The organism is Duganella callida (assembly GCF_004614165.1).
GTDB lineage: Bacteria > Pseudomonadota > Gammaproteobacteria > Burkholderiales > Burkholderiaceae_D > Rugamonas > Rugamonas callida.
Genome location: NZ_SPVG01000218.1, coordinates 1 through 3,149, shown reverse-complemented (window position 1 = coordinate 3,149; position 3,149 = coordinate 1). Strand labels below are relative to the sequence as shown.

The window sequence follows — 3,149 nt, the reverse complement described above, 5'->3', positions numbered from 1 at the left end:
TAGTCAGAGCACGAACAGCCGCCCGGCCACCCCCAGCCGCGCCAGCAGCTGCGCCAGCGCCGCCGCGTCGGCGGCCGGATGGCCCATGATGCCGGGCGCGATCACGCTGTAGCCTTCCCACAACAATTCCTTGCGCACGGCCGCGCGCTCGGCCGCGTTGAGCGCGCCGTCGCCGCTCAGCACCAGGGTCCAGCTGCCGTCCCACTGCGCGTGCGGCGGCGCGTAGATGCGGCGGTAGGCATGCACGAAGCGCGCCATCGCGTCCGGCGTGATCGCATACGAGGCGCGGCGGCCGTCGCGCTGCGCCCCCAGCCAGCCCTCCTGCGCCAGCCGGAACACGGCGGTGCGCAGCAGCCGGTCGTTGACGCCGAACGGCGCCAGCAATTCGATCAGGCTGCCCAGCCAGACCAGCCCGCCGTGCGGCACGATGGCGTCGCCAAAGATGGTCACCACCAGCGATTTCGAACGGGGCGGCTCGCTGGCCAGGAAGCCGGCTATCCAGTCGGTGCAATTCATGAGCGGCAAATTTTGTACTTGGAAACAATAGTTTACTGAGCCCGCGCGCCGGCCGCAGCAAAATTTATCGCCGGCCGCCACGCGATGCATAATTTTAATATGACTCAAAATAACGGTAGTCAAACAAAAATCCGTATCGTATGATGTTGAGCAGGAGGAGACGAGCATGTATGCACAACTGGTGGAGACCGGCCTCAAGCAGGTGCGCGCGGCGGCCGACATGGACGCCGACGAGCGCGCATTCCAGGCCCGCATCGACGACGGCATCAAGATCGAGCCCAAGGACTGGATGCCCGAGGCCTACCGCAAGACCCTGATCCGGCAGATCTCGCAGCACGCGCACTCGGAAATCGTCGGCCAGCTGCCCGAGGGCAACTGGGTCACGCGCGCGCCCACGCTGCAGCGCAAGTCCATCCTGCTGGCCAAGATCCAGGACGAGGCCGGCCACGGCCTGTACCTGTACAGCGCGGCCGAAACGCTGGGCGTCAGCCGCGACGAACTGCTGGCGGCCCTGCACAGCGGCAAGGCCAAGTATTCCAGCATCTTCAACTACCCGACCCTGAGCTGGGCCGACATGGGCGCCATCGGCTGGCTGGTGGACGGCTCGGCCATCATCAACCAGATCCCGCTGTGCCGCTGCTCGTACGGCCCGTACGCGCGCGCCATGATCCGCGTGTGCAAGGAAGAATCGTTCCACGCGCGCCAGGGCTACGACATCATGCTGGCGCTGTGCAATGGCTCGGCCGCGCAAAAGGCCATGGCGCAGGACGCGCTGAACCGCTGGTGGTGGCCGTCGCTGATGATGTTCGGCCCGTCGGACGCCGATTCGGTCAACAGCGCGCAATCGTCGGCCTGGCGCATCAAGCTGTTTTCCAACGACGAACTGCGCCAGCGCATGGTCGACCAGACCGTGCCGCAGGCCGAATTCCTCGGCCTGACCGTGCCCGACCCGGACCTGCGCTGGAACGCCGCGCGCGGCCACTACGACTTCGGCGCCATCGACTGGGCCGAGTTCCACCAGGTGTTGAAGGGCAACGGCCCGTGCAACCGCGAACGCCTGCAAACCCGCGTCCAGGCCTGGGACGACGGCGCCTGGTTCCGTGAGGCGCTGGTCGCCCACGCCGACAAACAGGCCGCCCGCGCCGCATCAGGAGAACCGCAATGAGCAAGGAATGGCCCCTGTGGGAAGTGTTCATCCGCAGCCAGCACGGCCTGGCGCACAAGCACGTCGGCAGCCTGCACGCGCCGGACGCGCAGATGGCCGTCAACAACGCGCGCGACGTCTACACGCGCCGCAATGAAGGCGTCAGCATCTGGGTGGTGCGCGCGGCCGACATCGTCGCCAGCAGCCCGGCCGACAAGCAGGCGCTGTTCGAACCGGCCAACAGCAAGGTGTACCGCCACCCGACCTTCTTCCCGATGCCGGAAGAAGTCAAGAACCTGTGAGGGCGCGCGCCATGGATGACAAGGTCAACTACCTGCTGCGCCTCGGCGACAACGCCCTGATCCTCAGCCAGCAACTGGCGCAGTGGTGCGGCAAGGGGCCGGCGCTGGAAGAGGACATGGCGCTGACCAACGTCGCGCTCGACCTGCTGGGCCAGACCCGCATGTGGTACGACTACGCCGCCGAGCTGGAAGGCGCCGGCCGCGACCAGGACCAGCTGGCCTACCTGCGCGACGCCCACGACTTCAAGAACTGCCTGCTGCTGGAACAGCCGAACGGCAATTACGCCGACACCCTGGTGCGCCAGTTCTACTTCGACGCCTGGCACTACTTCCTGATCGACGGCCTGACGCGCGGCAGCGACGCGCGCATCGCCGCCATCGCCGAAAAGGCGCTGAAGGAAGTCACCTACCACCTGCGCCGCAGCGGCGACCTGATGGTGCGCCTCGGCGACGGCACCGACATCAGCCGCGCCAAGACCCAGGCCGCGGTGGACGCGCTGTGGATGTACAGCGGCGAAGCGTTCGCCTACGACGCCGTCGACGAGGCGATGGTGGCCGCCGGCGTGGCGCCGCCCGCGGCCGGACTGCGCGCGCAGTGGCTGGCCCACGTGGCCGAGATCCTGGCCGAAGCCACGCTGACCATGCCGCCGGCCGACGCCTGGATGCAGCGCGGCGGCAAGCAGGGCCGCCACAGCGAGCACCTGGGCTACATCCTGGCCGAGATGCAGTTCCTGCAGCGCGCCTACCCGGGCGTCAGCTGGTAAGCCGCGAGGCCGCCATGACCGCCGCCGCCACCCCCGTCATTCCCGCGCACGCGGTCATCCATGCCGAGCAAATCCGGGCCTGGCTGGCCGAGGTGCCAGACCCGGAAATCCCGGTGATCAGCATCGTCGACCTGGGCATCGTGCGCGAGGTGCGCGTGGCCGCCGACGGCGGCTGCGACGTCACCATCACCCCCACGTATTCCGGCTGTCCGGCCATGCAGGTCATCGCCGACGCCATCCGCGCCACGCTGCACGCGCGCGGCGTCGCGCAGGTGCGCCTGCATAACCAGCTGTCCCCGGCCTGGACCACCGACTGGATGAGCGAGGCCGGCAAGGCTGCCCTGCAAGGCTACGGCATCGCCCCGCCGGCGCAGCTCGCACAGTACGGCGCCGCCCCCGCGCGCCGGTGCACCATGTTGGCCG

General features: G+C 68.3%; 5 protein-coding genes. 4 read left to right on the top strand and 1 reads right to left on the bottom strand.

The features are described 5' to 3' along the window. Positions 1-3: 3 nt before the first annotated feature. A complete protein-coding gene (locus tag E4L98_RS22095) occupies positions 4-516 on the bottom strand; it encodes a PaaX family transcriptional regulator (protein ID WP_229257511.1) in 513 nt (170 codons plus the stop codon). 166 nt (positions 517-682) lie between these two features. Between E4L98_RS22095 and paaA the strand changes: the two genes are divergently transcribed. The 4 genes from paaA to paaD form a co-directional block, all read left to right on the top strand. Next, on the top strand, positions 683-1,681 hold the full coding sequence (gene paaA, locus E4L98_RS22090; RefSeq protein ID WP_135203701.1) for a 1,2-phenylacetyl-CoA epoxidase subunit PaaA: 999 nt from the start codon (positions 683-685) through the stop codon (positions 1,679-1,681). Next, positions 1,678-1,962, top strand: coding sequence for a 1,2-phenylacetyl-CoA epoxidase subunit PaaB (gene paaB / locus E4L98_RS22085; protein WP_135203700.1), 285 nt, complete (start codon positions 1,678-1,680; stop codon positions 1,960-1,962). Before paaA ends, paaB begins: the two co-directional genes overlap by 4 nt. 11 nt (positions 1,963-1,973) lie before the next feature. Next, complete coding sequence (gene paaC, locus E4L98_RS22080; RefSeq protein ID WP_135203699.1) at positions 1,974-2,726, top strand: 1,2-phenylacetyl-CoA epoxidase subunit PaaC; 753 nt, start codon at positions 1,974-1,976, stop codon at positions 2,724-2,726. 14 nt (positions 2,727-2,740) lie between these two features. Beyond that, on the top strand, positions 2,741-3,149 hold a 409-nt coding region (gene paaD / locus E4L98_RS22075; protein ID WP_135203698.1), incomplete at its 3' end, for a 1,2-phenylacetyl-CoA epoxidase subunit PaaD.